General features: G+C 53.8%; 16 protein-coding genes and 2 pseudogenes. 12 read left to right on the forward strand and 6 right to left on the reverse strand.

Going from position 1 to position 24,027, the window contains the following annotated elements:
- Positions 1-299: 299 nt before the first annotated feature.
- Complete coding sequence (locus PN477_RS12735; protein WP_272121773.1) at positions 300-557, reverse strand: hypothetical protein; 258 nt, start codon at positions 555-557, stop codon at positions 300-302.
- The gene (locus PN477_RS12740; protein WP_272121775.1) at positions 557-880 is read right to left on the reverse strand and encodes a PAS domain S-box protein; all 324 of its coding nucleotides are present in this window, start codon (positions 878-880) and stop codon (positions 557-559) included. Before PN477_RS12740 ends, PN477_RS12735 begins: the two co-directional genes overlap by 1 nt.
- A 230-nt stretch (positions 881-1,110) precedes the next feature.
- On the opposite strand from PN477_RS12740, the gene minC reads away from it, so the two are divergent.
- The 3 genes and pseudogenes from minC to minE all read left to right on the forward strand — a co-directional run.
- A complete protein-coding gene (gene minC / locus PN477_RS12745) occupies positions 1,111-2,088 on the forward strand; it encodes a septum site-determining protein MinC (protein ID WP_272121776.1) in 978 nt (325 codons plus the stop codon).
- Between the two features lie 105 nt (positions 2,089-2,193).
- A complete protein-coding gene (gene minD / locus PN477_RS12750; RefSeq protein WP_272121778.1) occupies positions 2,194-2,997 on the forward strand; it encodes a septum site-determining protein MinD in 804 nt (267 codons plus the stop codon).
- Positions 2,998-3,022: 25 nt separating this feature from the next.
- Positions 3,023-3,316 (forward strand): annotated as a pseudogene (minE, locus tag PN477_RS20885) (cell division topological specificity factor MinE); the annotation flags it as partial.
- A gap of 628 nt (positions 3,317-3,944) precedes the next feature.
- Here minE and PN477_RS12760 read toward each other — a convergent pair.
- The 3 genes from PN477_RS12760 to PN477_RS12770 all read right to left on the reverse strand — a co-directional run bounded on the left by PN477_RS12760 (position 3,945) and on the right by PN477_RS12770 (position 5,517).
- Positions 3,945-4,100, reverse strand: a complete 156-nt coding sequence (locus tag PN477_RS12760; protein ID WP_272121782.1) for a hypothetical protein — start codon at positions 4,098-4,100, stop codon at positions 3,945-3,947.
- A 3-nt stretch (positions 4,101-4,103) separates the two neighbouring features.
- On the reverse strand, positions 4,104-4,193 hold the full coding sequence (gene petN / locus PN477_RS12765; RefSeq protein ID WP_072620278.1) for a cytochrome b6-f complex subunit PetN: 90 nt from the start codon (positions 4,191-4,193) through the stop codon (positions 4,104-4,106).
- A gap of 124 nt (positions 4,194-4,317) precedes the next feature.
- Complete coding sequence (locus PN477_RS12770) at positions 4,318-5,517, reverse strand: hypothetical protein (protein ID WP_272121784.1); 1,200 nt, start codon at positions 5,515-5,517, stop codon at positions 4,318-4,320.
- A 127-nt stretch (positions 5,518-5,644) separates the two neighbouring features.
- Here PN477_RS12770 and PN477_RS12775 point away from each other — a divergent pair, with 127 nt between their 5' ends.
- The 5 genes from PN477_RS12775 to PN477_RS12795 all read left to right on the forward strand — a co-directional run bounded on the left by PN477_RS12775 (position 5,645) and on the right by PN477_RS12795 (position 16,649).
- On the forward strand, positions 5,645-6,991 hold the full coding sequence (locus tag PN477_RS12775) for a Mur ligase family protein (protein ID WP_272121786.1): 1,347 nt from the start codon (positions 5,645-5,647) through the stop codon (positions 6,989-6,991).
- A gap of 189 nt (positions 6,992-7,180) precedes the next feature.
- Positions 7,181-8,599, forward strand: coding sequence for a hypothetical protein (locus PN477_RS12780; RefSeq protein ID WP_272121788.1), 1,419 nt, complete (start codon positions 7,181-7,183; stop codon positions 8,597-8,599).
- 66 nt (positions 8,600-8,665) lie between these two features.
- Positions 8,666-10,096 carry an efflux RND transporter periplasmic adaptor subunit gene (locus tag PN477_RS12785; protein WP_272121790.1) on the forward strand — a complete coding sequence of 477 codons (1,431 nt, stop codon included), beginning with the start codon at positions 8,666-8,668 and terminating at the stop codon, positions 10,094-10,096.
- A 471-nt stretch (positions 10,097-10,567) separates the two neighbouring features.
- Positions 10,568-15,778, forward strand: a complete 5,211-nt coding sequence (locus tag PN477_RS12790) for a DUF4114 domain-containing protein (RefSeq protein ID WP_272121792.1) — start codon at positions 10,568-10,570, stop codon at positions 15,776-15,778.
- Between the two features lie 37 nt (positions 15,779-15,815).
- Complete coding sequence (locus PN477_RS12795) at positions 15,816-16,649, forward strand: peptidylprolyl isomerase (RefSeq protein ID WP_272121795.1); 834 nt, start codon at positions 15,816-15,818, stop codon at positions 16,647-16,649.
- A gap of 46 nt (positions 16,650-16,695) precedes the next feature.
- Here PN477_RS12795 and PN477_RS12800 read toward each other — a convergent pair whose 3' ends face one another.
- Positions 16,696-17,292: a Uma2 family endonuclease gene (locus tag PN477_RS12800; RefSeq protein ID WP_272121798.1), complete on the reverse strand. Its 597-nt coding sequence runs from the start codon at positions 17,290-17,292 to the stop codon at positions 16,696-16,698.
- A 162-nt stretch (positions 17,293-17,454) separates the two neighbouring features.
- On the opposite strand from PN477_RS12800, the gene PN477_RS12805 reads away from it, so the two are divergent.
- The 4 genes and pseudogenes from PN477_RS12805 to PN477_RS12820 form a co-directional block, all read left to right on the forward strand.
- A complete protein-coding gene (locus PN477_RS12805) occupies positions 17,455-18,372 on the forward strand; it encodes an energy-coupling factor transporter transmembrane component T family protein (RefSeq protein ID WP_417158811.1) in 918 nt (305 codons plus the stop codon).
- 161 nt (positions 18,373-18,533) lie between these two features.
- Positions 18,534-21,938 carry a response regulator gene (locus PN477_RS12810; protein WP_272121802.1) on the forward strand — a complete coding sequence of 1,135 codons (3,405 nt, stop codon included), beginning with the start codon at positions 18,534-18,536 and terminating at the stop codon, positions 21,936-21,938.
- An 11-nt stretch (positions 21,939-21,949) separates the two neighbouring features.
- Positions 21,950-23,158 carry a BaiN/RdsA family NAD(P)/FAD-dependent oxidoreductase gene (locus PN477_RS12815; RefSeq protein ID WP_272121804.1) on the forward strand — a complete coding sequence of 403 codons (1,209 nt, stop codon included), beginning with the start codon at positions 21,950-21,952 and terminating at the stop codon, positions 23,156-23,158.
- A gap of 102 nt (positions 23,159-23,260) precedes the next feature.
- A pseudogene (locus PN477_RS12820) lies at positions 23,261-23,896 on the forward strand (type I restriction-modification system subunit M); the annotation flags it as partial.
- Positions 23,897-24,027 lie beyond the last annotated feature (131 nt).

Consider the following 24,027-nt stretch of genomic DNA (forward strand, 5'->3'; position numbering starts at 1 on the left):
GACGTAAGCCTCGTAGGTGACGAAAGTCAGGGACAGATTCGAGGCAGGAGAGTAAGGGTAGTTCCATGAGGATATCCCAAGAAAATACTAGAGATATCCTCATTATCATTTTTCTCTCATCACAAGGAATCAGCCCTACCCCTAGGGAGGGGTAGAGTTCCGGTTAGATCACACCCGGGCCCCGGCCACCCGGCGTATTAATCTCTTTGCGTTTTTGCGCCTTGGCAATTTCCTCGTCTCGGAGTTGTTCGCGGCGATCGCCCCGCTCATTAACATACATTTCCGGTTCCACAGCAAAGTTATCTTAAATGTGCAAAGAATTCGGCTTGGGTGTAGCCCAATTTTCGTTCAAAGGCGGGGTTAACTCGTTTGAAGTAGCCGTCAAATCCCGCAATTCCTAACATATCCTCAGTGAGGTTAAAGAAGCTTTTCAGTTCAGAACTGCGTTGGGCAAGCTCACGCTCTAAACCTTGATTGACGGCGGCTAGCTCTTGGTTTGCTTGGGTGAGGGCGAGTTCTGCTCCTTTCTGGCGCGTGATTACTTCTGTGAACATCATCAAACCTCCCACTTGAGCCAATCAATGCTCCCATCAGCACGGGGAAAGGCTTCTTCCTCCCGACGTTCGATCGCTCCTTGTAAACACTGTTGATGAATTGCTTTCCACTCTTCGCCAATTTCGGGAAAAATATCGTAATGGCATTGACCGATAATGTTGCGATCGCTGAGTCCATAGTCTTCGAGCCAACGACGGCTCGCAATGATGTAGCGCAGGTCTGGGTCAAAGAGGGCGATCGCAGTAGGGGCATGCTCGATCAAAAGCCGCAACGGATGGAACGCAGAGATGTCCTGGAAACCGGCAGCAGGAAACGAAAATTCCATATTGAAAATTGGCAGGTTGCAACAATTTTCTCTCAATGATACTCGATATAATTTCGAGCGCAGAGGATGCACCACCGCCCCTTGTTCCTAGGATGTTATCCCCAGACGATGGGTGCAAATGATCGAGGGGGATGGGCCAGAAGGCCCGTCTGTCCCAGGAGTCACCGGCCATTTTGGTCGCCAGGGTGCGGTAGGATTGCGAGCATTAACATGTTGATTTGCGGCTATAGATGTCTGACCCTGAACTCACTCGCCCCGACGACACTGACTGTGCATCCCCCTCACCGGAGGACTCTCCACCCGTGCCGATCGCGCCCCCGGATGACCTCACCCAAGGGTTAGCGATTCCGCCCCATGTCGCCAAGGGGAAAGGAAAATCCACCGGGAAACCCCCGGAGCAACCCACGACGAACGGCGAGACGAAACCGAGTGAGGCCCCGCCAGAGCCACCCCCCGCCACGGGCTTAAAAAATGTCTCGGCTCAGGTGCGGTTGACGGGTCAGGAGGGGGTGGTGCGGGTGTTGTTGCCGGACATGGATAAAACCCCCACGTCTTGGCTGGAAATGTGGGAGCGGCTGAAGCAACGTCTCGCCACGGGGGAACGCTTTTGGCAGGGGGGCGCGATCGCTCATTTGCTGTCGGGGAAACATTTGCTCGATGGGCGGCAATTGCAGGCGATCGCCGAAGCCCTCGCCAGCGTCGATCTGGATTTACAATTGGTGGCCACCAGTCGCCGCCAAACCGCCGTCGCCGCCGCCGGGGCGGGCTATTCCGTCGAACAAACCGGCCCCCACACCCCTCCACCCACCCCCAGCGCCAACGCTTGGGCCGAACCGCTCTATCTCAAGTCCACGGTGCGATCTGGGGTGGAAGTGACCCATCCGGGGACGATTGTGGTGTTTGGGGATACGAATCCGGGCAGTGAGATTATTGCAGCGGGGGATATTGTGGTGGTGGGTCGCTTGCGGGGCATTGCCCATGCGGGGGCAGAGGGAAACCGCGCCTGTCAGATTTTTGCCCTCAAAATGGAGGCGATGCAGTTACGGATTGCGGAGGCGATCGCTCGTCCCCCTGCAACCCCCGTCGATCAGCTTTACCCCGAAATTGCCTACATGACCGCCACCGGCATTCGTCTAGCCCCAGCCCATGGCTTTTTTAAAACCCATTCCTTTTCGCGTCCGGCCGAAAGTTGGATAGAATCACCCTGAGGATGATGATCGGGGGTGGTGCGATCGCAATACAGACACAGTACGGATCAATCCCGGATATGATGGAAACTTTAAACGCTGACTGGCTCACCGGTTAAAACTTTTATGACTCGAATTATCGTTGTGACCTCTGGGAAGGGAGGTGTAGGCAAAACGACAACCACCGCCAATCTGGGCACTGCCTTAGCGAAACGGGGCCATAAAGTGGTGCTGGTGGATGCGGATTTTGGCTTACGGAATCTAGATTTGCTCTTGGGGTTAGAAAATCGCGTCGTCTATACGGCGGTGGAAGCGATCGCCGGTGAATGTCGCCTCGAACAAGCCCTCGTCAAAGATAAACGTCAACCTAGTCTCGCCCTGCTCCCCGCCGCCCAAAACCGCAATAAAGAATCCGTCACCCCCGAACAGATGAAAAAGCTGGTGATGGCCCTCCAAAAAGCCTTTGACTATATTGTGGTGGACTGTCCAGCGGGGATTGAACTGGGCTTTCGTAATGCCATTTCGGCGGCCAATGAAGCGATCATCGTCACCACCCCCGAAGTCACCGCCGTCCGCGATGCCGATCGCGTCATCGGCCTCCTCGAAGCCAACGATATTCGCGCCATTCGGTTAATTGTCAACCGCATTCGCCCTGCGATGGTGGAAATGCAAGACATGATGAGCGTTGAAGATGTTTTAGAAATTTTAGCCGTGCCGCTGTTGGGGATTATTCCCGACGATGAGCGGATTATTACGGCGAGTAATCGCGGCGAACCGATCGCCCTCAATCAAGACCGATCCTTACCGGCGATCGCCTTTAACAATATTGCCCGCCGTCTGGATGGGGAAGAGGTTCCATTCCTGGATCTCATGGCAGCCCATAACAATCTGTTTAATCGAATTCGTCGCTTTTTCCGAGGGTCAAGTTAACGTTAACTAAGAGCGAATTGTGTTCATGGTGAAGCCATTTTGGGATGCGATTAATGGGCTATGGGGGCAACTGTTCCACCGCACAGCCGTCGATAGCCGCAGTACAGCAAAACAGCGGCTCCAACTTGTGATCGCTCACGATCGCGCTGGCCTGAGTCCGGAAACCCTCGAAGCCATGCGCCAAGAAATCCTCACCGTCCTCGCCCGCTACGTGGATATTGATTCAGACGAGTCGGAATTCTCCCTCTCTAGCGATGCGCGGACAACCTCCCTGGTGGCAAACCTCCCGATCCGCCGCGTCCGCACCGGGAAACCCTCAGATGAGCCTGCCACACCCACGCCTGATCGGCCATCCCCCAGTCCCGACGCTGCCGAGTCCGACCCTGTTCCGCCCAAGCCGGACGTAAGCTCGTCGGCATTAGTGGCCCAAGCCTCGGATCATCCGAGTCCTGAGGCCGTTGAGACTATCCATGAGGCCGTTGAGCCTGTCCCTGAGGCCGAACCCACCCCCTCCCTTGATCCAGAACCCCAAGCCTCTCCCCCAGCCCAGACCGACGACACCGCAACGGTTGCACCGGAACCAAACCCGACGCAACCAGAGCCAGAATCGCCAGTACCAGAGCCAGAGCAACCCACTGAATCAACCCACGCCACGCCACCCCCAGAGGGTAAACGCCCAGACCCCTACGCGGCAACCATTCCCCCCAAACTCGCTGAATCCCCCGTGATATCTCCAGACCCGGATGCGGGGGAAATTGAAACCAATGGCCATGGGGAGGGGGATGAGTGGCGATCGCCTTGGGATGAGTGACATCCTCAACCACTGTGCCGCCAATGGTAGAGCGACCCCCATCCATTCCTGTGATCGGAATCCGGAGGTCGCTCAAATCAATGCCGGTCTGGGCTACGCTGTCCCTGAGCCGGGGGATGGTTCGACAATGGCGCAATTATTGCATTTTTTTATCGCGACCTTGGCGACGGCGATCGCGCCATTCAATCGTAGAAAGGTAAATCACCCCGCCACTGATGGCAATCAATAGAGCGATCGCCGCCAAAAACAGCACATCGAGAATGGAAATGTTGTAAAACAGTTCAGCATTCATGATCTAGAATCCGTTACGCGCCCAGACAACCATCGCGATCGACCATGTAAACAGAGATAAAACTCCAACCCAACCCAGCGTCATAATATCCATAGCAATTTAACGGTGCGTTCTTTTTAAACCAACACCCCCCATTATGCCATCAAAGACGCGGCACAACGGGAGAACCACCATTCGCATTGCCCCAATCTCCACCCATTCAACCCAGACCATCCCCCTAGGGAGCCGTCGTCACCACCCCCGTCGATTGCCCCCCATCCAGGGAGACAAAGTGAATCGTCCGCACCACATTATTGGGCAACTGCACTAGATAGGTTTGCGCACCGAGGGGCACTAATTGACCGTTCAACTGTTCGAGTCGGGTTTTGACCTGTTGCTCTAGATCTGAGTTGGGGAAGGGTTGGCTCACTTTGCCCCGGGCGAGTAATTTGTCAGGATTTTTTTCCAGTTCCTTGGGTGGATTGGCGATCGGGTCAGTGAGGGCAAAATCAGACATTGATTTTTCGGTGTAGAGTTGGGCGAAGAGTTGCTCAAATTGGCGTTCTTCGGCGGTGAGGGTTTCCACTTCCTTGAGCTTGGCGATTTCCGTGGGCTGCAAGGCTTGGGACAGGAGCAGGATGATCGTCTGTTGATCAATGGAAATCAAATGCAAGTAGCGGGGTGCAACGTTAGCCGTGGACACTTTGTAGACCCGAAACGCCGGATCATCGCTCACCACTTCTAAGGGGTTAAACTCCCGCTGCGGCACTTCTGCCTGATAAAACTCGCCCACTGTCGCTAGGGAATCACGGGTATTCATGGCGGCGCGATCGTACTGGGGCGGCAAGAGATGCACCGAACCGGCCAAGGCTTTACCGTAAACCGGAAAATTCACAAAGGGATCAACCGCTTGACCCCCACCGCCGCCCCCTGGTGTCGTCGTAGCGGGGCCATCCTCCCCTGCACTTTTTCCGCCGCCGCGTTCATGGGTCGGTGCGCCCGGTTCTGGGCTGGCGTTGTTGGGGGTGGGTTCGGTTTTGGGGGTCGATTCCGAGGGTGGGGTGGGTGTGGCTGGCGTGGGGGAGGCTTGGGGGCGGGGACGCTTATCCAGGGCGCGTTCATCCACCACAAGCTCATCCGCCCGGTTGAGGGGCTGCGAACGGGATGATCGGGACGGACGCACCGGATCACCCGCTGGTTTTGTCCCCAGGGGCATGGGCGTGATCCCTGATTCTGGTGGCGCGGGGGGGAACTCGCCTAAGCCCGGTAATTGGGTGATTTTGATCGTATCTTCGGGGGCAATTTCCGGCTCTGCCTCGGTTAAGGAGGGAGAGGCCGGCATTGGCAGCCAGAGGAGCGCCCCATGTAATCCCACCGATAACAGCAGCATCGGGCGTACCCATCGTTTCGGATCTCGTAATTGGCTCAATATCATCATGCTCACCACTCCTCACCATCTATTGTTATGACAGACGCGATCGCTCCTCTCGCGGTTTCCTATTCGTGGGTTTCCGCTTCCTTCTATAGTAAAGTTTGGACTTTCAGGATGGACAAGTGAGGGCGCGATGAATTTACTGGATCGAGTGCGATTGGGGGCAGCGGTTGCCACAGCAAAGGCCATTACTGCGATCGTGAAAGGACTAAAACTCGGCGCGGCTAGCGTGCTCCCCGGCTCCATTGCCCGCCGTCTCCATCCCCGCTTACTTCCTTTACTCTTCGAGCAGGTCAAATCCGGTGTGGTGTTAATCGTCGGCACCAATGGCAAAACCACCACCTCCCTTCTGCTGCGCACCATTCTCGAACAGCAAGGCAAGCACGTCACCCACAACGCCACCGGAGCCAACCTGATTAACGGCCTGATCACCGCCCTCCTCGCCGATACCGATGCCTTCGGCACATTGGATCGGGACTATGCCATTCTCGAAGTGGATGAAAACATCCTCCCCCTGGTGCTTAAAGACTGTCGCCCCCGCTATATTTTGGCGTTGAACTTATTCCGTGATCAACTGGATCGCTACGGCGAAGTGGATACGATTAGCCGCCGCTGGCAAAGTGCGATCGCACCTCTCCCCACCGACACCACCATCATCCTCAACGCCGATGATCCTACCCTCAACTTCCTCGGCCAAAACCTCACCCAAACCGTCCGCTATTTCGGCCTCAATGAACCCGATCGCTACCTCAGCGAAATTCCCCACGCCGTCGATTCCATCTACTGCCCCCAATGTGGCGCATCCCTCGATTACCAAGGGGTTTATCTCTCTCACCTCGGCGATTATGCCTGCCCTAGTTGTGATTTCAAAAAACACCCTCTCGCCATCAATAGCCCAGAATGGGGACAAATCTTAATCGGTATTTACAACAAATACAACACCCTCGCCGCCGCCCTCCTCGCCCAAACCATGGGCATCGATCGCAACGCCATCACCCAAACCATTCAAACCTTTAAAGCCGCCTTTGGCCGCGCCGAAGAACTCACCTACGAGGGCAAACATATTCGCATTTTGTTGTCTAAAAATCCCGTCGGTTTAAACGAATCCATCCGCGCCGTCAATGAGTTAAAACTCGCCGGCAAATCCTCCGTCACCTTCCTGATTTTGAACGATCGCACCCCCGACGGCACTGATGTCTCTTGGATTTGGGATGTGGACACCGAACCCCTCACCACATCGGGGGGCACAATCATCGTCAGCGGCGATCGCACCTATGACATGGCTCTGCGCATTCAATACAGCCAAGCCAACCCCCCCAGCCAAGCCAACCCCTGCGAACTCATCCCCGACGACAACCTCCAATCTGCCCTCAAGACTGCGATCGCCCGCACCCCCGCCGACGAAACCCTCCACATCGTCCCCACCTATTCCGCCATGCTCGAAGTCCGCAAACTCCTCACCGGCCGCGAAATTTTATAACCGATCACAGTTTTTTGAGAATCCTTGTGGTGCAATGGTTTACAGATCTTTGAGCCATCAAGATTAACCAATCTCGCGGGTTTTGGAGATCAACTGATTCAATGAATCGTGCATAAAAATTGCTCGGATACCCTGATAAGTAAATGATAGGGAAACTCTATTTTTGCAACGTGTATTGGTACCCAGGTCATGAGCTTTGCTGCATTTGACAATTGGCTGGATTGGCCGACCCCTCGGCTGGGTCAATATTGGCAACTGGGCCAACGCCAAGAGACCCAGGACTATGTTTTGATGGGGGGGGATGTCCGAATTAGTCTCTCGGCGGCTGAATGTCAGGTGTTGCAAGAGTTTAACGGCACCACAACCCTGGGAGCGATCGCCCAACGCTGGGCAACACAATCATCCGATCCGGACTTCATCCCCCGCTTGCTCCAAAAACTGATTGACCATGGCGTGTTAAGCCTGAACACCCCTGACAGTGCCACAGATGCCCCCCCTCGTCCAGCGGGACAATCCCCCCTCAATCCAGGCGTGGAATGGCGTTATAACCCTGATGGGTATTGGATTTTACGCAATCCCACCCACAAAACCTATATGCAGGCCAGCGAGGCCCATAAACAGGTGATGGAGGGTCTAGGACGGCAGCCCTTGGCGAAATTGCTGCTCCGGGCGGGGTTATCAAAGGCGGAGTTTCAGTCGTTTTGGCAGCAGATGGGAGCGACGGGAATGCTAGAGGGGACAGCACCACGCCAGCCGCCACGGGGGAAGTTTAACCCGCTGCAATTGTTGTTTTTTAAAATGCCGTTGATTAATCCCGATCGCTGGCTGCAAGGGGTTGCGCCATGGTTGGTGTGGGTGTGGACGCGGCCGTTTGCCTGGGGGTTGGTGGTGTTTTTGACGGTGAGTGTGGTGGTGGGGCTGTATCACGGGGGGGCGATCGCCTATCAAGCACAGCAACTGATGGCGGTCTATGGGTCGAGTTTGTGGCTGCCGTTTATTGGCGTGACGATCCTCGTTGTGGTCTGTCACGAACTGGGCCACGCCTTAACCCTGAAACATTATCACGGCATCGTGCCGGAAATGGGGGTGCTCTGGATGTGCCTCTTTCCGGCGGCCTATACCGATACGTCCGATTCCTATTGTCTGAAACGCACCCATCGGGTTTGGGTGGTGGCGGCGGGGTTGATTGTGCAGATTGCGATCGCTGCGATCGCCTTTTGGATCTGGACGTTAGCCACGCCGAACACCTGGCTCAGTATCGCCAGCATCATGGCCATGATGGCCGGACTGTTCACGATTGTTTTGAACCTTAACCCCCTGGCCCGCTTCGACGGCTACTATCTCGCCGTCGCCATCACCGGGATCAACAATCTCCGCAGTCGTGCCTTCCTCCTGTATAAATGCTGGCTCCAAGGCCAACCCAGCCCCGAAGACCCGGAAGATATCCCCATCCTGGCGTTTTATGCCCCGTTCAGTTTGCTCTATATCTGGTTTGTATTTGGCTTTTTGTTCTGGCGCTTGGTGGATTGGACGTTGCTCAATGCACCGATGACGGTGTTAGCCGCGATCGTGCTTTGGCTCATCTATTACCTTTGGCCCAGTGATTAACCCTCGGACTCTCGATTCAGTAGGGGCTGTCGATCCTACCCCATGCCCATCTACCCGACGATCCTCATGTCTGAATCCACCCCGAAACCCTCCCCCCTCAAGGTTCAACCCCCTCGATCTAAGGCGGCTCCCCAGCAGCCTGCCGCTCAACCGCAAAAAACCGTGTCAGACCCCCCCACGTCTTTGACGACCCCCGTATTTGAAGTGTCGCGCTGGATTACGATCGCTGGAGTGTTTACCGCCCTCACCGCTGCTGGGTTTATTCCCGTCGCCAACGATGTGATCGCCGATGGCATCCTCGAACCGCCCAACACTCGCCCCGTATTTATGGAAGTGCCCGGAACCGTGGTGGAATTTCTCGTGGAAACGGGCGATCGCATCACCCCCAATACCCCCATTGCCCGCGTCAGCACCCTCGAACTCGAAGACGAAATTCTCGCCACGGAGCAGCAACTTCAAGAACAACAGCGGCAACTCGACCAACTGGAACAACAGGTTCCCGTGCTTGAGGGTCGGATGTATGAAACCCAGATGGCGGGGGATGCGATCGCCAATCAAGCCAGTCGCATCAATCAACGGCTCACGGGTGAACCCCCAGCGATCGGCCAACTGCGCCAACAACAAGCCGCCCTGCAAGACAATATCAGCGGCCTCCGCACCGAAATCGCCCACCTCGAAGATCGAGAAAGCACTGTCCGAGCCGCAATCAAACGCCTGCGAGCCGTCTGGGCAAAACCCGGCGGTCGCGGTGTCTTGAGTATTTCTGAAATTGATCGCAAAGATAGCGAACTCAGCCTCATCCTCAGTGAGAAAGAGCGCAAAATCAACGAAATCACGACAATTCAGCGCCAAATCGACGGCAAAGCTGCCGAAATCGCCGCGATGCGCCACGATTGGCAGGATGAACTAGGAACCAGTCGCGATCGCTGGCAACAAAGCCGCGCCAGCATGATCACCGCCCAGCGCGAACTTGCCGCCGCCCACAGCGAACTCGCCCACCTCCGCGGCCTCGTCCAAACCTCCCAACACAAACTCCAAACCCTTCAAGAGCGGCGCGATCGTAACCAAACCCTAATCAGCACCGAAAGCGGCATGGTGCTTTCGACAGATCTTTCCGAAAAGTTGGGGCGCAAAATGCAGGCCAACGAATCAATCATGGAAATCGCCAATATTGACACCCTCGATGTGGTGATTGAGGTGCCCCAGGTGGATACGCCGATGGTCGTACCGGGGGCGATCGTGAAAATTCGCTTCCATGAAACCGGTCATTCGGTGTACGAAACCGTGATTCAAGAGATTGACCCCCAACTCAAAACCGACGAAACCGGCCAACAACGGCTCACCGCCCGCGCTCAACTGCAAAATCCTGATCATGACCTCCTACCCAATCAGAAAATTCATGCCCAAATTCTCGGTGAAAAAATTCCGCTCTATCAAAAAATCCGCCTCGAAATTCGGAAACATCTCAACTGGACTCGGTATGGTTTCGGAGAATAAGATTTAACCCCAATATTAGCTCCGTAATATTACTGAGATATTGCCATTCAACATCAAGCGATCGCCGCACTATTAATGGTCTGGGATCAGTTTTTTACACTGTTTCTGCTCCGTAACACGTCTCATGGTGCGAGCAAACTCTCCTCATGCCTTTAATCACAGTGCGATCGCAATCAGCCTGCTCACAAGGAATTGAGCGATCGCGCCCCTCAAAATACGCCTCCCTTCTGCCCTTCATCTCTCCTTCATAAAATCGAATTATTCTTCACCAAAAATTTATCGTTAATGATTAATCCCATTGATACCGTTAACCTATAGGCATTCAAAAATCAATTCGAGCAATCCGGAAAATTTTTCAAAGATTTTGCATAAAAAATCGTCAAACGCTTAGATACAACATTACAGCAGAATTTTTCTTTGTTCTCGGTCACCAATCCCTCATCCAAACTTTGTAGGTAAGGAGCATCCGCCATGTTCGGTAAACGCAAATCCGCCCGCCGTCGTCATCAGCAATCCCTCATCCTGGAACCGATCTGGACCCCCATGGGTGTCATCCCAGGGGGTGAAGATGGCGATGTTGATCTCGGTGATTTTGATGGGGGCGGGCTAGATGGGTTTGACAGTCCAGTCACCCTCTCAGCGGATTACACCACCGGGGTTTTCACCGTTGGTGAATCCGGTGACGTGAAAGTAGACTTCCTCTACGATGGCGGCTTCTACAGCAACGGTGAAGTCGGAATCTTTAGCCTAGAGGGGATGGACGAGTTTGAAATCGGCAGTCAGGACTACATCCAAGAGGCTGCTCGTCGTGCCTTGAGTGGTTCTGAACTCGGCCATGTGGTCATTTCCGATGCCACCGAGGGCGCAAAATTCAGCGGTCACATGGGCGAGGGCAATTTCAACGCGGGTGAGTACCAAGAACCCAACACTGTCAAGATGCGATCGGGTGACAAGTTTGGGATTATGCTCGCTGCCAACCACTCGATGGAAGAAGTCAGCGAGGGCAAAACCTGGAGTGTGCGTTTCTCCATGGCAACCGCCAACCCCGACGATGATCTGCAATTCGGCCAAGTCGCCGATGTGACTGGTGATGGCAATACCTTTGCCTTTGAAGATTTGAGTGTGGATAGCAGCGATCGTGACTACAACGACATCGTCTTCCAAATCCACGGCGCAGAAGGCGAAGCCGCCCTCATGGATGAAATGGTCGCCGAAGGTGCCGATTGGCGAGATACCGAAACGGGCTGGGAAATCCTTGAATATGTTCGCAGCAGTCAAGAAACCGACGATGTGACGGTTGATGATGGCATCACGGATGACACAACCGTGATCACGGATGACACGGTTACGGTGGAAACGCCCGATACCGAAATCGTTGATGATGTCGTTGTGGACGACACCGACACGGACACAAATGATGTTGATGACCCCGATGTTGTTGTGGATGACACAAGCGACGACACAGATGAGGTCGATGTGAGTGATCCGATCAGTCAAGGGGACATCGTTCGGGATGATTGGGCCACTCAGAAGGAAGATGTGCCTGCACAGGATGACTCGCACATTGGTGACACGGTTGACGAAAAAGATGTGGTCAATCCTTGGGATCAACAGCGAACCTTCGATGATGACTATGACTGGGAAGAAGATGGTTTCGGTAACTCCAGTTCCACGAACTATGCTCCCACCGTCACGGGTTACGACCAATCGGTTTACTCAGGTCAAAGTCGCACTCCATTTTTCCGGGTGAGTGATGCCAATGGTGACAGCATCCAACGCTACTATTTTTACGATTCCGACACCAGCAGCACCAGCGGTTACTTCACCCTCAATGGTGTGAAACAAAACAGCAGCTTTTTTGTGGATGCTGCTAGTCTCGGTGCGGTGCAGTATGTAGGTGGTTCTCAGGCGGGAACAGAATCGGTACGAGTCTATGCCTATGATGGCAAGTCTTGGGGCAGTGATGATTTCCGTATGACGACCCGTGCTGCGATCAACTACGCGCCGGTTGTCAGTCTGTATAACCAGACTGTCAGTACAGGGTTGAGCATGACACCTTCTATTCGGGTGAGCGATGCCAATGGCGATCACATCCAACGCTACTATTTCCGCGACTACAACACCAACAGCACCAGCGGCTACTTCACCGTTAATGGCGTGAAACAGTCCAGCGGCTTCTCTGTGGATGCGGATAAGCTTAATACAGTTCGCTTTGTGGGTGGTTCCCAATCCGGCACTGATTCCGTGCGCATCTACGCCTACGATGGCAAAACCTGGGGCAGCCAAACCACCACCTATACCACCCGCCTTGCTAATCGTGCCCCAACGATTACGGCGTATGACTATACCATCAACAGTGGTTCGAGCATTTATCCCTACATCCGAGTGAGTGATGCGGACGGCGATCGCATCCAACGCTACTATTTTTACGATTCCAATTCCAGTAGCACCAGTGGTTACTTCACTGTCAACGGTGTGAAACAATCCAGTGGCTTCTACGTGGATGCGGACAGGCTTAACACTGTGCGCTTTGTGGGTGGCTCCCAAGCCGGAACCGACTCCGTGCGCATCTACGCCTACGATGGTAAAGCCTGGGGCAGCAAGAATGTCACCTACACCACTCGTGTTCCTAACCGTGCGCCTACGATTACCGCCACGGCTCATACTGTGAACAGTGGTGTGAGCATTTTGCCCTCGATTCGGGTAAGTGATGCGGACGGCGATCGCATCCAACGCTACTACATCCGAGATTACAACAGCAGCAGCACCAGTGGTTACTTCACCGTTAATGGTGTGAAACAATCTGGTGGTTTCTATGTGAATGCGGATCAATTTAGCACTGTGCGCTTTGTCGGTGGTTCCCAGATCGGAACTGATTCCGTGCGCATCTACGCCTACGACGGCAAAACTTGGGGTAGCACCACCACAACCTATACAACAGTCGTGGCCAATCGCGCCCCGACTGTTACGGCTTACGATCAGCAAGTGCGTTCTGGTAGCAATGTTTCGCCGTTCTTCCGGGTGAGTGATGCCGATGGTGATCGCATCCAACGCTACTACTTCTACGACTCAAACAACAATAGTACCAGCGGTTACTACACGGTCAATGGAGTCAAACAATCATACGGCTTCTACGTGGATGCCGACAAACTCAGCACGGTTAAATATGTGGGCGGCTCCCAAGCGGGTAAAGAAAGCCTCCGAGTCTATGCCTACGACGGTAAGACTTGGGGCAGCGACACCTACACCGTTGAAACCCTGCGCTCCAATCAAGCGCCTGTGGTGACGGCTAGTAACCAAAAAGTAACTGCTAACTCCAGCATTGTGCCATTCTTCCGGGTGAGCGATCCCGATGGCGATCGCATCCAACGCTATTACTTCTCGGACTACAACCAAACCAGCACCAGTGGCTACTTCACGGTCAATGGTGTCCGACAAACCAGTGGCTTCTCCGTCAGTGCAGACAAGCTCAATACCGTGCGTTTTGTGGGTGGCTCTCAAGCCGGGACGGATAGCGTTCGCATTTGGGCTTATGACGGTCAAACCTGGGGAAATAGTGAGCGCTTCGATATTGAAACAGAACGGGTCAATCGTGCGCCGATTGTGACATCCGTTAACCAAACGGTCAAAGCCGGAAGCATTGTCACGCCTTACTTCCGCGTCAGTGATCCCGATGGCGATCGCATCCAACGCTACTACTTCCGCGACTACAACACCAGCAGCACCAGCGGCTACTTCACCGTTAATGGTGTAAAACAGAACAGCGGATTCTCCATCACAGCCGATCAGCTTAACAGCATCAAATTTGTGGGCGGTTCCCAAGCCAGCATCGATAAAGTAGGCATTTGGGCCTATGACGGGCAAACCTGGGGTCACAAAGCCATCAATATGACTACTCAAAAAGTCAATACGGCTCCTGTGGTGAATCTCAACAACCAGACGGTCAATCGGGGTCAGAGCATCACACCGCAATTCTCTGTGACTGATTTGGATGGCGACAAGATGACCCGTTATGGTTTCTATGACGAGAATAGCAGCAGTAGCAGTGGTTATTTCACCATTAATGGCGTGAAACAAGCCGCCGGGAAAGTCTTTTATGTGGATGCTGACAAACTAAACACTGTGAAGTTTGTGGGGGGTAGTGCGAAAGGGAGCGATAAGATTCACATCAACGCCTCCGATGGTCAGTCTTGGAGTGGTTGGAAGAATGCCAACATCACGACCCAAGGTGGCTCTGCTCCGGTTGTGGTGAGTGCAACCAGTCAAACCATCAGTAATGGTCAAGTAATTAAACCCACTTTTACCATTACCGATGCAGACAGTGATGCTATTACACAATATGCCTTCAAAGACTGGAATGCAAAAAACAGTAGTGGTTATTTCACTGTCAATGGCGTAAAACAAGAAGCCGGTAATACGTTCTATGTTGATGCTGATAAACTGGATACAGTACGCTTTGTAGGTGGTGATGCCTCTGGTGCAGATTCCCTCTCTGTCTCAGTGCGTGATAGTTCTGGTGAGTGGAGTACGGTGAAAAACTTCTCGATGACCACAAAGGTTGTCGAGCAGAATGACTGGTTTACTCAGAACATCAAGGACACAGTTATTCGTGAAGTAGCTCGGTCTCGTTTCCAAGATGGTGTGCTTGACCGCAAGGACATGATTGATATCTTCAACAATGCCAAAGATGGTCTCACGGTGGATAGCAACGAATTCAGCGATCTGAAGGCCTTGGTGAATAACACCAGCCTCTTTAAGGATGACTACGTTCAAGTTCTCTCCAGCAAAGTGGTGAATGGTAATGCTGCTAATGCTAAATTTCAAGGTCAAACCCTAGGTAATTTGTATGCTGGTACTGATGATAAACATCTTGACAAGTTGATCCAAGAACACTTCTTTGGTAAAGATCGCCCGTCAGTGATTGGTGATTTCACATACGCCAATGGTTCTAAAATTCTCATGACATATCGTGAGGTTAATGGTCAGTTATTCCAAAATGGAGTCAGTTATCAAGATGTGAAACAAGGTGTAGCTGGCGATTGCTATTACTTAGCTGGTTTGGCTGCAACGGCACTCAAGACACCTAATGCTATTGAAAAGATGTTTGTTGACAATGGAGACGATACTTACACCGTCCGATTATTCAAGAGCAACGGCGAACCAGATTATGTGACTGTTGACCGTTACCTTCCCACCGAAACAAGTCAAGGTTGGTTACCTTTTGCAAAAGTAAATGGTTATGGGGATACCTATAAAGAGGCTGATAATGAACTCTGGGTTGCCTTAGCTGAAAAAGCTTATGCTCAAGTCAATGAGGCTGGCTCTATTGGCCGGGATGGAACAAACTCCTACGAAGGGATTGAATCAGGTTCGAAGCATAATGCAGTCGCACATATCACAGCCGAATCGGGTAAGCGTGAGGACTCCTTACCATCAAGTGCTCAAGAAATTATCAATGCCTTCAATAATGGAACGAAAATTGGTTTAAGTTCTAACTCAAAACCTATTCTTAGTAATCTCGTTGGCAGTCATGCTTATGTAATGGTTGGATTCAACAGCCTGACGCAAAAGTTCAAGCTATTTAATCCTTGGGGTATCGGTAATAAAACTGATGATGGTCATGTTGAATTAAGCTGGGCACAAATTCAGCAAAATTATCGAGCTTGGACATATAACATGTAAGTTTGTCTCCGTAAACTGACCGAATGATTCTGATTAGGTGTTGCGGGTAAGAATTAATTTTCTGATTTGCAACGCCTTTATTCTGTTTGTAAAATCAATGAGTTCTCTGAACATGAGTAATATTCCCTTTCTCAAAATCAACTCCACAGAAATTGCCCTTAGCCAAGGGATTCAATATCTTAAAGACTCTGGGCGACTGGGTGACTTTCTGGCTCAGATTGTGCGGCAGCATTTGCTTAAGTCTGAACTTGATGAACTCAAAGATGTTCAGATTAAAAATGAAGAAATTGAGCAGACCTTGCTGAATTTTCGGATTCAGAATCAACTAATTGAGCAAGAGGAATTTCAAGGTTGGCTTACAGAAAGTGGACTAACCTATGAAGATCTACGTCAAGGTATCGAGCGAGATTTGCGTCTTGATCAGTTACGAGAACGGATCGCAGCCCCTAAACTTCAAGACTATTTTCAACAGCAAAAAAACCTACTGGATCAAGTGGTTTTATCTCGAATAATCGTTGAAGATTCCGGTCAAGCAGAATTGTTAAAGCAACAGCTTGTAAGCAATCCGGCTGGTTTTGGAACCCTGGCTCAAGAACATTCTTTGACGAGCGATCGCATTATGAACGGCATGATGGGGCCTGTCAGTCAGAGCAGCTTACCAGATGTTCTCAAGCCCATGGTGGAATCGGCACAGCCCGGAAGTGTTGTGGGCCCAGTACCCCTAGAGGATCGTTATGGTTTATTTCGGATTGAACAATTCCTTCCTGCTAAGTTAGAAGGAGAGGTCGAAACAGAACTCAAAAATCAACTCTTTGAGCAGTGGTTACAGGAGAAAATGCAGAGTTTAGATATTCAACTGCTCGTAAAATAGGTGCGATCGCACCCCTAACCCCATCAACCCCTAGGAACTGCTAACCTCACTCGGTCGGCGGTTCTGCGGTGTTAGGTTCCTCGAAAACCACATCTTCGTAGAGTTGATTGAAGTTGATGGTGAAATCGATGCTGTGGAGGTGGATGGGGGTATCGGGTTCGTAGAATTGTAGTGTCCAGAGGCCGGAGCGATCGCGCCGAAAAACGTTAACTCTGGGGTGGGTTTGGCTGATGACGACGTATTCTTGGAGGGTCGCTAGGTGTTGATAGTCAAAGAATTTATCGCCACGATCGAAGGCTTCGGTTCCGGGGGAGAGGACTTCGATGATGAGGCAGGGGTATTGTTTGAACTGCTTTAAGGCGCGATCGCGCTCATCGCAGGTCACGACAACATCGGGATAGTAGTAGCAGTTTTTCGCGTCGATGCGCGTTTTCATGTCTGCCATGTAGACCCGACAGCCGGAACCCCGCACATGGCTGCGAAGCAATGCAAAAATGTTACCCGCGATGGTGACATGGGCTTCACTTGCGCCTGCCATCGCGTAGATTTCGCCAGCGCGGTATTCGTGCTTGATCGGGCTGTCCTGTTCGTGGGCGAGGTAGTCTGCTGCTGAGAGTTGGAGATCTTGGGGATTCGCAATCATGACAAGTCTTGCTGAGTGGTAGTACCTCCATATTATCTCATGGGTAAATGGGGCGATCGCATCGCTGCCCATGTCACGAAATTCGGGCAATGGACTACAGTAGGGAGGGTTAATTGGTGAATCGTGGTCGGTGTCTGGGCGCGGTTCTGCTTGGATACTGCTATGGACTTATTGCGATCGCTCCCCATTGGTCTTTATCTTGAACAGCCCGTCACCTGGCTGCACCACCTCGATCCGCGTGTGAAGTTGGGGTGGTTGATGACGTTTTTGCTCGCGCCGATTTTGGCGAATAATGCCTGTCGGATTGCCCTGGTGGGGTTGTTAATTATCCTGACCCTGACGGCGCGGATTCCCTGGCGGGCCTGGAAGCAGCAAATGGGCTGGCTCTTGATCGTGGCGGGGTTGGCGTTTGTGATTACCTGTATTTTTGATGATGGTCTTGCCCTCACGAGTCAGCCCCGCCTCATCGGGGCCGAATTGTCAGATATCACCGCCACGGGCTACCAATTTGGCGACTATCGCGACATCCAGCCCACGCCCTACGACTATGTGGTGTTGTCGGTGGGGCGCATTACCGTGACGCGGCATTCTCTGGATTTGGCGACCCGTTTTACAACCCTCTTGTTTACCTTGGTTTACAGCACGAGCCTTTATCTGTTGGTGACGGCTCCCGAAGAAATTACCACGGGTCTCGAACAATTGCTTGACCCCTTGAACCGCTTTAAGATTCCGATTACGGAAATTTTGCTGACGTTGACCTTGGCGTTGCGGTTCATTCCGTTGGTGTTGGAGGAGGTGCAGAATTTGACGCGATCGGTGCGGACGCGGGCGATTAATTGGAAAAAAATCGGGCTGAAACAGACGATCCAGATCTGGCTGGTGGTGGCGGAGCGGTTGATTGAGAATTTGTTATTGCGGGCCGAACAGATTGCCCTGGCGATGAATGTGCGGGGGTTCACTGCGCCGAACGAGCATCGGGTGCAGTGGCATCGGTTGCAGTTGCGCTGGGGGGATGGGGTGGCGATCGCGCTTCTCATTCTGTTGTGGTGGGCGCGGTTAACTGTGGGGTGGATGGTGTGAACCGCGCCATAGATGAGCCATGGCCCAGGTTAAAATCCTGGGGTTCCGTCGCGATCTGGAATGAACGGCCTACTATTGTTATTGGTGGGTCTACTGAGGGTTAATGTATCCAAAATTAGGCTCCCAATCTGTCCCTTGCATTTCGAGTCTTTGAAAGACCCATGGCGAGTCACAAAGTCCTCATATTAGATGGTGATAGTGTTGTACGCAGCAAATTGCGCCGACTGCTCCCCCCCGGCAGCTATGAAATTGCGGAGGCCAGTGATGGCGAGTCAGGGTTAGCTCTGATTCACCAAGAACGGGGTCGGATTCGGTTTATTTTGCTCAATGCGGCGCTGGCGAAGGTGAGCGGTTGGGATGTGGTGGCTCACTTGAAAGCCGATTCCGATTTTCAACAGATTCCCCTGGTGGTGATGCGGGGTTCCCAGCGCCAAGATCCGGATCTCACGGAGCCGATCTACGCAGCGGTGGAGGTTCTGGATAAACCCTTTGAGCGATCGCAACTCAAACGCGCCGTTAAAACTGCAATCCAAAAAGCGAAAGCGCTCAACCCCCAGAAGAAAGCCCCCAAAGCGGTCAAAAAAGCGGTAGAACCTGCGATCGCGCCCCCCGTGCCTGAACCCCCACCGAAATTCTCCGCGCCTGAACCTCCACCCCAACCCCCCACCGTTCCGCCAGACCCGGTGATCCCAGCGATCGCGGACAATCCCCCAACGATTCCCCCCACAGACCCAACACCCGTTGAGGATCTCGACCCCACCGATCTGGAAAATGCCTTTGAAGACTATGTGGATTTTGGGAATTTAGCGGCAGAACAGCCAGAGGGGGATGATCCCTTTGCGGGGTTGGATGATTTTATGGCCGCGGCTGAATCCACCGAGGCCCTCGATCTGCCGGAAGAACTGCAACTCATTGATGATTTTGAGGCCTTCCCCCACGACCTAGAGCAACCGCCCTTTGACCCCACCTCCGGGTTTACTCAGCCGTTCATCCGGCCCCAAGCTCCAGAGGTGCAGCCCACCCCAGCCCCGTCTGATCCTGCCGTTCCCACCCCCTACACCCGCGACACCCAGACCCCGCCTGAACTGGAGCTAGAACCGGAAGATTTGGTTAATTCGCCCGCGTTGAGTTCAGAGTTTAGCCGGGGGGGGATGTTTAGTGCGCCGCCGGTGGGGGAATTTTACGAGGAGGATGAAGCGATCGCGCCGGCCCCGCGTCCGTCTGCCGTGGTTCCCGCTGCGGATCTTACCGTGGAACCCGATCCGGTGGAGAATACTGTCTTTGGCGATTTTGGCGTTGATGAGCCGTCCGCCCCGGATGACGCGCCGGAATCGGCCACCGATGATATGCCGTTGGAGTTTAACCCAGAGGCTTTTTGGAATCAGGAGCCGGCGATCGCACCGTCCCCCGCAGCCTTTGACCCCGACGAAGACGATCATCCCTTTGAGGACGAAGATCTCTCTAGTTTTCTCACCCGGCCCGCCGCCCTGCCGCCCCGCCAACTCGATGCCGAGGAGGAAAACGACGCTCTCTTCCTCACCCCCGACCCCGACCCCCCCCCAGTCACCCCCTCCGATGATCTGGCTCCCCTGGATTTAGGGTTGGATTATTCCTTTGCAGAGATACCAGCGGACTCGATGGCCGCGACGAACGCCAGCGATGCCGCCTCCGACTTTCTCGCCGAGCCAGACCCCGCCCCCATCCCCGACCCAATTATTGATCCGTCCCTAGCCTATACCCCAAGTGACCAGCCCGATCCAGAGATCCCGTTAGCCGGGGAAGACGAGTGGGAATCGCAGCTTACGGTTGGGGCTGACCCTGCTGATGCTGCCGGAACCGGGGATGATTTCACCCTTGGGGATGATTTTGAGTTTGATCTTTCAAGCTGGGAACCCGATCCGGTCACGCCGATGCCCGATCCCCGCCTAGATGCGGATGATCATCCGATCGCGCCCCTGGGAGAAATTCAGTTTAACCCCTCGGATCAACTCGAACCGGATACCGAGGAAAATACGGTGTTAGGCGAGATGCGATCGCCCGCCCCGCCCCCCACCGATCCAGGTGATCCCTTCGCCACGCTCGATGATTTCACCCTAGCCACCCCCGACGCAGAAAGCACCATCCTGGCGGATCAGCAAACCAGCCCCCCCGCCGCCCACCGCCTCGAACAACAACTGGATGCGGCCTTAGCTTCAGAGGATGAGGAGCTAGACGCGCTCAACGACAGCCCCGAATATACCGTCCTCGAAGACAAGCAAGAGATCGACCCGGCCCAGTTTCCGCGCTTCTCCTTTGAAAATCCTGATACCAAGGCGACCCTACTTCAGGATGGCATGGTGACGCTGTTGGGGTTTGATGAAGTGAAGATGCGGTTTGAAAGCCGTCTTGAATCAGAACGAAACGCCGCCCTCCGGGATGCCTTGGACTACGGAGAAGAAGGCTATGATCTGGTGATCAACGCCCTGCGAGACGAAGCGGGGCCAGTGCGCGATGCAGCGGAGCAGTTGATTAAAGAACAGTTGCGCAAGTCCAAACACGCCCGCCCCCTCGCCCAGCAAGCCTGGTTAGAGGTGGAGTGCATCAGCGTGATTACGGGCCATTCCCATTGGGTGCAGACGGTGGCGATCGCCAATGATAACCGCACCCTCGTCAGCGGCAGCAAAGACAGCACGATCAAAACCTGGGATCTGCGCACCGGCCGCGAAACCGGCACGATCACCGGCCATGCCGCCTCTGTGCTTTCCATCGCCATCAGTCCCGACGGCGACCACATCATTAGCAGCAGCACCGACAACACGATCCGGATTTGGGACATTCACAACGGCACAGAAATTCAAGCGATTAGCGGCGATGCCCATCATAAAATCTACGTTGTCGCCCTCAGTCCAGACGGCAGCGTGATCATTAGTGCCAGTGCCGACCAAACCGCCAAGCCGGAATTTGAAACCGGCCTGTCCGGGCTGCTCAGTTACTTACCTTTAAAAAGTACCTCGCCCCTGTTGTCGTTGATTAACTTCATTCGGCGCAGTCGGGAAATTAAGCTCTGGGATCTGCCCACGGGTAAAGTGAAAGGGAGTTTAGTGGGCTATTCCAAAGGCGTGACGGATCTCGCGATCACGCCCAAGGGGGATAAGGTGGTGAGCGGTAGCCGCGACCATACGATTAAAATTTGGGATCTGGAAACGCGCAAAACCCTCAACACCCTCTGGGGCCATACCGATGAGATTCGCTCGGTAGTGGTGACCACCAATGGTCAATATGTGGTGAGTGGGAGTCGCGATCGCACGATCAAAATTTGGGATCTGCGCACCGGCCACGTCCTCCGCACCCTGCGCGGCCACAGTCAATCCGTCACCTCCATTGCCATCAGCCCCGACGGCAAAACGATCATCAGCGGCAGCCGCGACGCGACCCTAAGAATCTGGGATTTTGAAAGCGGCGAACACCTCAACACCCTAATGGGTCACACCGACCTGATCCGCTCCGTGGCCATCAGTCCCGACGGCCGCACGATCGTCAGCGGTAGCCGCGACAATACGATCCGGGTGTGGGCGGTGAAAGGGTGAGGATTGCATCCATGCGAATTGGTGTGATTGGGGGCGGCGCGGCGGGATTTTTTGGGGCGATTACGGCAGCGTTGGCGAATCCTCAGGCCGAGGTGACGATCTTCGAGGCTGCCCCGGAACCCTTGGGGAAAGTCCGCATTTCCGGCGGCGGCCGGTGCAATGTGACGCACCATTGTTTTGATCCGGCCCAGTTAGTGCAGCAGTACCCACGGGGGGGGCGGGCGTTACGGGGCGCGTTCTCCCGGTTTCAGCCTCAGGATACGGTGGCTTGGTTTGCGGCGCGGGGGGTGCAGTTAAAAACCGAGGCCGATGGCCGAATGTTCCCGATCACCGACGATTCCGCAACCATTGCCGATTGCCTGATCCACACCGCACGAGCGGCAGGGGTACAGGTGCGTTTAAAAACCGCCGTGCGTGAGATTATCCCCGGCGATCGCTGGCAGATTCAGTTAAAACAGGAACGGTGGGACTGCGATCGCATCCTCCTCGCCACGGGTTCCAATCGCCTCGCCTACCGTTGGATCGAGTCCCTCGGCCATACCCTGATCCCCCCCGTGCCCTCCCTTTTCACCTTCAAACTGGATGATCCCCGTTTGCGAGATCTCGCTGGGGTCAGTGTCGATCCTGCGATCGTCACCCTCGGCCCAGGCAAAACGAAACTCCAACAAACCGGCCCCCTACTGATTACCCATTGGGGCCTGAGCGGCCCCGCTGTCCTCAAGCTTTCCGCCTGGGGAGCGCGACACCTCCACGACCAGCGCTATCACGCCCCTTTAACGATTAACTGGTGTCCCGGCGAGAATCTCGAAACCCTGCGCCAAATTCTCCTCACCACCAAACACACCACCCCCAAACGCAAAGTGATCACCGCCTGCCCGGTTTCCTTACCAAAACGCCTCTGGCAGCGATTCGTCACCCTCACCCTCGCCAACCCCGATCAACTCTGGGCCCACCTGAGCAAAGCCGACCTGCTCAGCCTCGCCCGCGAACTCACCCAAGGCCAGTATCACATCACCGGCAAAGGGGTGTTTAAGGAGGAATTTGTCACCTGTGGCGGCGTGGATTTAAAAGAAGTGGACTTTAAAACCCTGGCCAGTCGTCGCTGTCCGGGTCTCCATTTCGCCGGGGAAGTGCTCGATGTGGACGGGATAACGGGGGGGTTTAATTTCCAAAATGCCTGGACAACGGGCTGGCTTGCCGGACGGGCGATCGCGCAGTGAATCACTAGCGTCTTGCTCCCTCGCGGTTTGATGAGAATGTTGTACCCGATTCCATCCGATCCCCGATAATGGTAGGGATGCACATTTAAGGATTGTCGCCGCATGATTACGGGTGAACTGAAGTCGAAAGTCGATACCCTTTGGGATACGTTTTGGAGTGGTGGCATTAGTAACCCCCTGTCGGTGATCGAGCAGATTTCCTATTTGCTATTTATTAAACGGCTGGATGAATTGGAACTCGCCCAGGAAAAAAAGGCGAATCGGTTCGGGGGAACGGTGCAAAAGCCCCTCTTTACTCCCGAACAGCAGGCTTGTCGGTGGTCGAAGTTTAAGAATCTCAATCCGGCGGCACAGTTAGACGTGGTGCGGGATCAGGCGTTTCCGATGATTAAAACCCTGGGGAAGGCTGGGGGAGCCTATGCCGTCCACATGAAAGATGCCACGTTTATGATCAGCAGTCCGGCGTTACTGGCTAATGTGGTGCAGCAGATTGACCAGATCCCGATGCAGGATCGGGATACGAAGGGGGATCTATATGAATATATGCTCTCGAAACTGAGCACGGCGGGAACGAATGGCCAATTTAGAACGCCGCGCCACATTATTAAACTGATGGTGGAAATGATGGGGCCGAATCCCCGCGAGATTGTCTGTGATCCGGCTTGTGGGACGGCGGGCTTTTTGGTGGCGATCGCGGAATATCTGCGGGACTGCCAAGATGAGGAGGGAAATTATCTTAAAATGTGCAAAGAAGACTCCCACTATAAAGCGAGTCCGAGTAGAGTTACCGAAGGTAACGGCGGACGTGCCTTTTAGTGGCGAGATGAATTTGCACCAACAAACAAATCGAGCGACAGCGAGTCCTTTAA

The organism is Spirulina subsalsa CS-330, assembly GCF_028330765.1.
GTDB classification, from domain to species: domain Bacteria; phylum Cyanobacteriota; class Cyanobacteriia; order Cyanobacteriales; family Spirulinaceae; genus Spirulina; species Spirulina subsalsa_A.

Bases quoted from the DNA above. Each gene is read 5' to 3' on its own strand.
- PN477_RS12735 (WP_272121773.1), bottom strand. From the start codon at position 557: ATGATGTTCACAGAAGTAATCACGCGCCAGAAAGGAGCAGAACTCGCC.
- PN477_RS12740 (WP_272121775.1), bottom strand. From the start codon at position 880: ATGGAATTTTCGTTTCCTGCTGCCGGTTTCCAGGACATCTCTGCGTTC.
- minC (WP_272121776.1), top strand. From the start codon at position 1,111: ATGTCTGACCCTGAACTCACTCGCCCCGACGACACTGACTGTGCATCC.
- minD (WP_272121778.1), top strand. From the start codon at position 2,194: ATGACTCGAATTATCGTTGTGACCTCTGGGAAGGGAGGTGTAGGCAAA.
- PN477_RS12760 (WP_272121782.1), bottom strand. From the start codon at position 4,100: ATGAATGCTGAACTGTTTTACAACATTTCCATTCTCGATGTGCTGTTT.
- petN (WP_072620278.1), bottom strand. From the start codon at position 4,193: ATGGATATTATGACGCTGGGTTGGGTTGGAGTTTTATCTCTGTTTACA.
- PN477_RS12770 (WP_272121784.1), bottom strand. From the start codon at position 5,517: ATGATGATATTGAGCCAATTACGAGATCCGAAACGATGGGTACGCCCG.
- PN477_RS12775 (WP_272121786.1), top strand. From the start codon at position 5,645: ATGAATTTACTGGATCGAGTGCGATTGGGGGCAGCGGTTGCCACAGCA.
- PN477_RS12780 (WP_272121788.1), top strand. From the start codon at position 7,181: ATGAGCTTTGCTGCATTTGACAATTGGCTGGATTGGCCGACCCCTCGG.
- PN477_RS12785 (WP_272121790.1), top strand. From the start codon at position 8,666: ATGTCTGAATCCACCCCGAAACCCTCCCCCCTCAAGGTTCAACCCCCT.
- PN477_RS12790 (WP_272121792.1), top strand. From the start codon at position 10,568: ATGTTCGGTAAACGCAAATCCGCCCGCCGTCGTCATCAGCAATCCCTC.
- PN477_RS12800 (WP_272121798.1), bottom strand. From the start codon at position 17,292: ATGATTGCGAATCCCCAAGATCTCCAACTCTCAGCAGCAGACTACCTC.
- PN477_RS12805 (WP_417158811.1), top strand. From the start codon at position 17,455: ATGGACTTATTGCGATCGCTCCCCATTGGTCTTTATCTTGAACAGCCC.
- PN477_RS12810 (WP_272121802.1), top strand. From the start codon at position 18,534: ATGGCGAGTCACAAAGTCCTCATATTAGATGGTGATAGTGTTGTACGC.
- PN477_RS12815 (WP_272121804.1), top strand. From the start codon at position 21,950: ATGCGAATTGGTGTGATTGGGGGCGGCGCGGCGGGATTTTTTGGGGCG.